General features: G+C 72.8%; 1 protein-coding gene and 1 pseudogene. Both read right to left on the bottom strand.

Annotation, left to right across the window (positions count from 1 at the left end; genetic code table 11):
- A pseudogene (locus VR45_RS16080) lies at window positions 1–1086 on the bottom strand (M4 family peptidase); the annotation flags it as partial.
- 571 nt (window positions 1087–1657) lie between these two features.
- Window positions 1658–7102, bottom strand: coding sequence for a pullulanase-type alpha-1,6-glucosidase (gene pulA / locus VR45_RS16075; protein WP_045940443.1), 5445 nt, complete (start codon window positions 7100–7102; stop codon window positions 1658–1660).
- Window positions 7103–7128: the final 26 nt, after the last annotated feature.

The raw sequence follows: 7128 nt of genomic DNA, 5'->3' as shown, positions 1-7128 counted from the left end.
GGAGTAGTTGAGGTTGGCGGTGGCGGAGGTGACGCCGTGGCTCATCTCGTGGCCGGCCACGTCCAGCTCGGTCAGCGGGTGGGTGTCGCCGTCACCGTCGCCGTAGGTCATGCAGAAGCAGTCGTCGTCCCAGAAGGCGTTGACGTAGCCGGTGTCGTAGTGGACCCGGCTGAACGCGCCGGCACCGTCGTTGCGGATGCCGCTGCGGCCGAAGGTGTTCTTGTAGAAGTCCCAGGTGGCGGCGGCGCCGTACTGGGCGTCGACGGCGGCCGACTCGCGGTTGCTGGCCTGGCCGTTGCCCCAGGTGTCGGTGGCCCGGCTGAACAGGGTGCCGTTGCCGGTGGTCCGGTTGCCCATGTCGGTGGTGTACTGCCCGCCGCGGGTGGCGTCCTTGAGCTGGAAGCTGGAGCCGCTCTGGGTGGTGGTCAGCGGGACGCTGCCGACGAAGACGCCGGTGCCGGTGCCGGTCTTGATGGCCTCGGTCTTGCCCAGCACGGCGCCGGTGGTGGCGTCGGTGACGACCCGCAGGCGGCTCGGGGTGCCGTCCGACTCCTTACCGGAGACGACGGTCTGCCAGGCGAGCTTCGGGGTGCCGTCGCCGGCCCAGACGACCAGGGTCGGGGCCTTGTCGAGCGCGGAGCCGGCCTCGGCGGCCAGCGCGGCCTCCTGGGCCTTCGGCGCGGCGAGCTTCGGCGTGGTCTCGATGCCGGTCAGCACGGCCTCGCTGGCCTTGGTCACGCCCGTGGTGGCGCCGGTGGCGTCCTGGTGGACGATCAGGTCGCCGCCGAGCACCGGCAGGCCGGCGTAGGTGCGCTCGTAGCGCAGGTGGCGGGCACCGTTGGTGTCCTGGACGACGTCCTTGGTGACCAGCTTCTCGTTCGCGGTCAGGCCCAGGACCTGGGCGAGGCCGGCGGTCTGCTGGTTCGCCGAGGCGATCAGCTCGGCGCGGCTCGCCTGCTGCGCGGCAACGGCGGCCGGCGCGTCAGGGGTGACCGCCTGCGCGAGGGCCGGAAAACCGGTTACCAGCAGCGCGGTGGTGGCGGCCATGACAACCGCTGCCTTCCGGGCGTGGGCGTAACGGGACATGCGGACTCCTTTTCCGACCGCCGCGGGGTTCGCGGACGGTGGACAGAACCTGGTCGCAGGGTTGCGACTCAGTGGGGGCCCCCGCCGCCGGTGCGCGGCGCGGGTGCGGTTGCGGAGCAAGGTGGTAAAGCGTTTCGGCAGGGGGGATCGCGCTGTTCCTGACCTCGGACAGCTGCACCGGGGGGTGGGGCCCCCTCGTCTGCAGCCGGAGGAATCGTGGCAGCAAACGAGCCGTTAATGACAGATGCATGCCACGGATTGGCCGATTAGCTACCGGCCCGTACATCTGCCGGATGCTCAGGAGTGTTACGCCCGTGCGAACATCCGACGATCGTTTTCATATCTGCCAAAAGGTTTGGTCACCCCCCGCAGGCACTGACCAGCGCTCAGGGCGCGGGCCCGGCCCGCAGGACCCGCTCCGGGTCCCGACGGGGGCGGCACCTCCCCTTTCCGGCCGTGCCAGGGGCGGTTTCCGGCCAACTCCATACATTGAATGGAACCGAAAACCCTGTGGATCAGTCCCGGGCCCCGCTCCGTGGTGACGGAACGGGGCCCGGTCGGCGACACTCCGTCAGCCCTGCACGAACACCGCCACCGTGCGGCCCGGCACGGTGAAGGTCCCGGTCGCCGCGGCGAAGCCGGACCGCTTCACCACCGGGTCGGCGCCGCCGGCCTGGACCGGGTGGAGCGCCTGGGCCGTCCCGGCGAGCGCGCCGACGGTCTGGCTCCGCTCGGTCGGCGTCGCGTTGAACACCACCGTGATCCCCTTCTCCGCACCCGGCAGCCCGGTGCCGTCCAGGTGCAGGGTGAGCACCCCCGGGACCTCGCCGGGCGTGCCCGACAGCGGATAGCCGAGCCGCTGCTGCACGGCCGCCAGGGTCGGCAGCGCGAACAGCGGCGAGGAGCGCTTGATCCGCAGGAAGTCCTGGTACTGCGCGCCCGCCGCCGCGATGTCGGCGGGGCCCACGGTCAGCCGCGGATCCGCCAGCAGGGCCTTGGCGGTGGGCCACAGCTCCTTGTTGTCCGCGGCCGGCGGCAGTCCCCGGCCCCAGCCGTTGCCGTCCCGCGGGTCCCAGTGGATCGCGTTGAACCAGTCGCCGGAGTCGTAGGAGTTGGCGTCCAGCGACTTGGAACGCAGCAGGTCGCTGCCCGCCTGGACGAAGCCGGGGCCCTGCGACAGCGTGGTCAGCGCGAGTGCCAGCGCCTGCATCCGGGCCCGGTCGGCGGGCGCGGTGCCGGCCGGCAGCTTGTACGCCAGCGCGTCGAACAGATCGGCGTTGTCGTGCGCGTCCACGTAGGCGAGGGCCTCGCCGGGCCGGGCCGCGTAGCCGGTCGGGGCGCCGTTGTAGTCGACGTCCTTGCCGGTGACGGTCCGTCCGGAGCTGTCGGTGAAGGAGTAGCCGGCCAGGTTGCCGGTCAGCCCCACCTTGAGCCGGTCCGTCTGCTGGAGCAGCCGGGCCTTCTGCTGCTCCGGGGTGCCGTTGGCGGCCGAGCCGTTCGGGTCGGTGAACAGGCCCGAGGCGAAGCCCTGCTGGGGCGCCGAGGAGAGCTGGAAGTTGCCGCCGCGCGCGGAGTCCCGGAACCGGTCGTCGAAGGTGGCGATGCCGGTGCCGGCCATGTTCCGCTGGGTGGCCTGCTCGAACCGGGCGTCGTCCGCCACCACGCCGAAGTTCCAGCCCTCGCCGTAGAGCAGGACGCTCTTCCCGTCCACGCCGTCCGAGTCCGGCGTCATCCGGCGCAGCGCGGCCTGCACGTCCAGCATGGTGGACTTCGGGTCCAGGCCCATGAGGTCGAAGCGGAAGCCGTCCACCTTGTACTCGCGCGCCCAGGTGGTGACGGAGTCGACCACCAGGCGGTTCATCATGGCGTGCTCGGGCGCGGTGTCGGCGCAGCAACTGTCGGTGGTCACCTTGCCGTTGGCGTCCAGCCGCTGGTAGTAGCCGGGGACCACCCGGTCCAGCACCGAGTGCTCGGCCTGGCCGCTCGCGGCGGTGTGGTTGTAGACGACGTCGAGCACCACCCGCAGGCCGGCCGCGTGGATCGCCTGCACCATCCGCCGGAACTGCACGGTGCGCGCGGTCCCTTCGGGGTCGGTGGCGTAGGAGCCCTCCGGCACGTTGTAGTGGAGCGGGTCGTAGCCCCAGTTGTAGGCGTCCTGGGCGGCGACGGCCGCCACGCACTCCTGCTGCTTGTCGCTGTCGGCGGCCAGGGCGGCGAGGTCGCAGGCGGGCAGCCGCTGCTCGGCCCGGTTCTCCCTGATGGTGGCGATGTCGAAGGTCGGCAGCAGGTGGATCGTGGTGACCCCGGCCGCGGCCAGCTCGCGCAGGTGCTTCGCACCGGCCGCCTCGGACTCGGTGAAGGCCAGATAGGTGCCGCGCTCGGCGGCCGGGACGGTGCCGTCGGCGACGGAGAAGTCGCGGACGTGCAGTTCCTGGATCTGCTCCCGCCCGAGCGGGACGGCCGGCGGGACGGCGTGGTCCTCCCAGCCCGGCGGCTTGAGCGCCTTCGCGGCGAGGTCGGCGACCAGGCTGCGCCGGGAGTCGGTGGAGAGGGCGACGGAGTACGGGTCGGTGACGGTGTTGACCACCAGCTGCTGGACCGCCGGCGCCCAGACCTTCACCTGGTACAGGTAGTACTTGCCGTCGAGTTCGGCCCGGTCCCGGACCACCTCCCAGACGCCGGTCTCCTCGTCGCGCTTCATCGGCAGGGTCCTCGGGGTGCCGCCGGTGGCGGTGTCGAAGACCTGGACGGAGACCTCCTGCGCGGTCGGCGCCCAGAGCGAGAGCGCGACCTTGCCGTTGTAGTACGCGGGTCCGAAGTCGACCCGGCCGGTGCGGCGGGCGTACAGGTCGTCGAGCACCCCGGGGATCTGCACGCCGGTGGCGGCCAGCACGGCGCCGCTCGGCAGGTGCTCGGTGAACAGCAGCTGGCCGCGCAGGGCTTCGGGCACCCGGGCGGCGTCGCGCGTGTCCACGGTGAAGGCGCGGTAGCCGGCCAGGTGCGGGAAGGCCGCCTTCTGGGCGCCGGTCAGCCCGCCGGGGGCGGGCTCCAGCCGGATCCACCGGCCGGGCGCGGTCAGCGTGCCCCGGTCGGCCCGGATGCCGCCGGCCGGGTCGTACACCAGCTGGGCGCTGGTGCCGGCGGCGAGCGCGGCGTCCCCGGCGCCGTACCCGGGCGGGACGACGACGGTGCGCGCGTCGATCCACTGGGCCTTGGCGGAGGCGGGGTCCAGTTGGGAGGAGGCGCCGGCGGTCTGCGGCAGCAGGTAGCCCTCGCGGCCGCCGAGGATCCAGACCTCGCGGCCGGTGCCGGCCAGGTCGAGCGACTGGTCGGCGGGCAGGTCCTTGTCGTTGCCCTTGTGCAGGATGTAGCTGAGGCTGGTCGCGCCGGGGGCGAGCGGCACCTCGAAGACGGCACCGAAGGCGTCCCGGCGGACCGGCAGCAGCGGGTTGCCCCAGTCGGTGGGGTTGGCGGCGCCGGTCCAGTCGTGCAGGCCCCAGCCGTCGTAGTCGCCGTCGGCCCGGTTGTAGTGGATCACCGCGGTGGCGGGCGGCTGGGTGTTCACCGGCCCCGGGTTCGCGGTCAGGACGGTGGGGTCGCCCTCCTTGAGCCAGACCTCGCCGGTGGCGCCGAGGTCGAGGTGGCGGTCGGCGTCGACGTCCTTGACCCCGTCCTTCTCCACGATGAAGCCGACGTCGGAGGCGCCGGGCTTCAGCTTCACGTAGGCGAAGGCGCCGTAGGCGTCCCGGCCGGTGAATCCGTGGCCGGCCGGCCACGGGGTGGCCTCGCCGTCGGCGAGGTCGCCCCAGGCGTAGAGGTTCCAGCCGTCGTAGTCGCCGTTCTTGCGCTGGTAGTGGACGACGGCGTACGGGCGGGCCGCGGCACTGGGGACCGGCTTCGGGGCCGGGGTGCCGGTGCTGAAGCCGCCGGTGGCGGAGCTCAGCCGGCCGGCGGCGTCCTGGACGACGGCCTTGTAACGGACGGGCGTGCCGGGGGCGACGCCGGCGAGGTCCTGGGTGACGGCGTAGCGGCCGGTGTCCGAGGTCCCGAGCACCTGCCAGGGCCGGTCGCCGACCTGGGCGGCGAAGGAGACCCGGCCGAAGCCGCCGCCGGGCACGTCCGCGCCGACGGTGACGGTGCCGGTGGAGCCGTCGGCGGGCGCGCGCAGGGTGACGGCGGGCGCGGCGGCGGCCGGGGCGAGCTTCCCGGCGGCCTTGAGGACGACCGAGGAGAGCGCCGGCACGGTGACGGTGACCCTGCGGTCGGCGCCGCTGGTGGTCCGCTCGCCCGCGGCCGGGTAGATCCGGTCGAAGCCCTGGCCGGCCGAGAAGGTGTCCAGGGTGACGGTCTTCGGCTCGGCGGCGTTGTTGACCGCGACCAGGTACTCGACCTGCTGTCCGGCGTCGATCCGGGAGAAGGCGTAGACGCCCGGGCCGTCGGCGGCGTACCGCTCGATCTGGGCGCCGTCGGCGAGGGCGGGGTGGTCGCGGCGCAGCTTCGCCAGGCCGGCGATGCCCCGGTACAGCTCGCCGTCCCGCCCGTACCGGTCGGCGGGGCCGGTGGGGCCGCCGAGCACCCGGTCGGTGTTGTAGGAGGCGGTCTGCGAGGCGAAGACGTCCTGGCGGGCGTCCTTGTCGCCGCCCGCGCCGGTGAAGCCCTGCTCGTCGCCGTAGTAGACGACGGGCTGGCCGCGGGTGAGGAACATCAGCTCGTTGCCGAGCCGGTCCTTGCGCAGCAGGGTGGCCTCGTCGGCGCCCGGGTTGTCGGCGAGCAGGAAGGAGCCGAACCGGCCCATGTCGTGGTTGCCGAGGAAGGTCGGCAGCTCGTACGCGTCGGTGTCGGCGGTGGTGTAGCGGTGGTCCTGGCCGTAGACGTCGGCGAGGCCGCGCGCCGAGCCGCCCTGGGAGGCGTAGGAGCGGGCGGCGTTCTGGAACGGGAAGTCGAGGGTGGCCTGGAGCCGGCCCTTGGTGACGTAGGGCGCGGTGACGGCCGGATCGCCGGAGTAGACCTCGCCGAACATGAAGAACTTCTTGTTGCCCCGCTTGGCGGCGAACTCCTTGAGCGCGGGTGCCCACTGCTGCCAGAAGGCCATGTTGACGTGCTTGACGGTGTCGATCCGGAAGCCGTCGACGCCGGCCTCCTCGACCCACTGCTGGTACACCTTCTCGAAGCCCTTGACCACCTTGGGGTTCTGGGTGTCGAGGTCGTCGAGGCCGGAGAAGTCGCCCTCGGTGGCGGACTCGCCGGCGAAGGTGGAGTCGCCCCGGTTGTGGTAGAGCGCGGGGTCGTTGAGCCAGGCCGGGGTCTTGGCGGTGGCGTCGGAGGGCTTGCGGAACACCGGGCTGTAGGGGAACGAGTCCTTGGTCAGCTTCGGCCAGGCGGACGCGGCGTCGGCGAGCGCGGTCTCGTCGACCGGGTTGCCGTCGGCGTCCAGCACCGGATAGGCGCCGGTGCTGCGGTAGCCGGACTGCCCCTGCCGGTTGTCGATGATGTCGGCGGTGTGGTTGGTGATGACGTCGAAGAAGACCTTGATGCCCCGGGCGTGGGCCTTGGCTATCAGCTCCTTCAACTGCTCGTTGGTGCCGAAGTGCGGGTCGACCCGGGTGAAGTCGGTGATCCAGTAGCCGTGGTAGCCCGCGCTGGCGGCGTCCCCCGTGCCCTGGACCGGCTTGTTGGTGAAGATCGGCGCCATCCAGATCGCGGTGGTGCCGAGGTCCTGGATGTAGTCGAGCCGCTGGATCAGCCCGGCGAGGTCGCCGCCGTGGTAGAAGCCCTTGTCGGCCGGGTCGAGGCCGTGGTCCAGGCGGGTACCGGTGATGCCGCCGGTGTCGTTGCCCCGGTCGCCGTTGGCGAAGCGGTCCGGCAGGACGAAGTAGAACTGCTCGCGGGTGAGGTCGTGCCGTCCGGCGGTGGCGGCCAGCGCGGCGTCCGAGGGCGGGCCGGGCGGGGCGGCGGCGAGCGCGGCCGGTCCGGCGGTGCCGAGGGTGGCGGCGGTGAGCGCGGCGGCGAGGAGCACCGCCGTCCGGCCGGGTCTGCGAGGGG

Origin of the sequence: Streptomyces sp. NRRL S-495, from assembly GCF_000966955.1 — a bacterium.
Taxonomy (GTDB): Bacteria; Actinomycetota; Actinomycetes; order Streptomycetales; family Streptomycetaceae; genus Kitasatospora; species Kitasatospora purpeofusca.
This window is presented reverse-complemented; position numbering and strand designations above follow the sequence as displayed.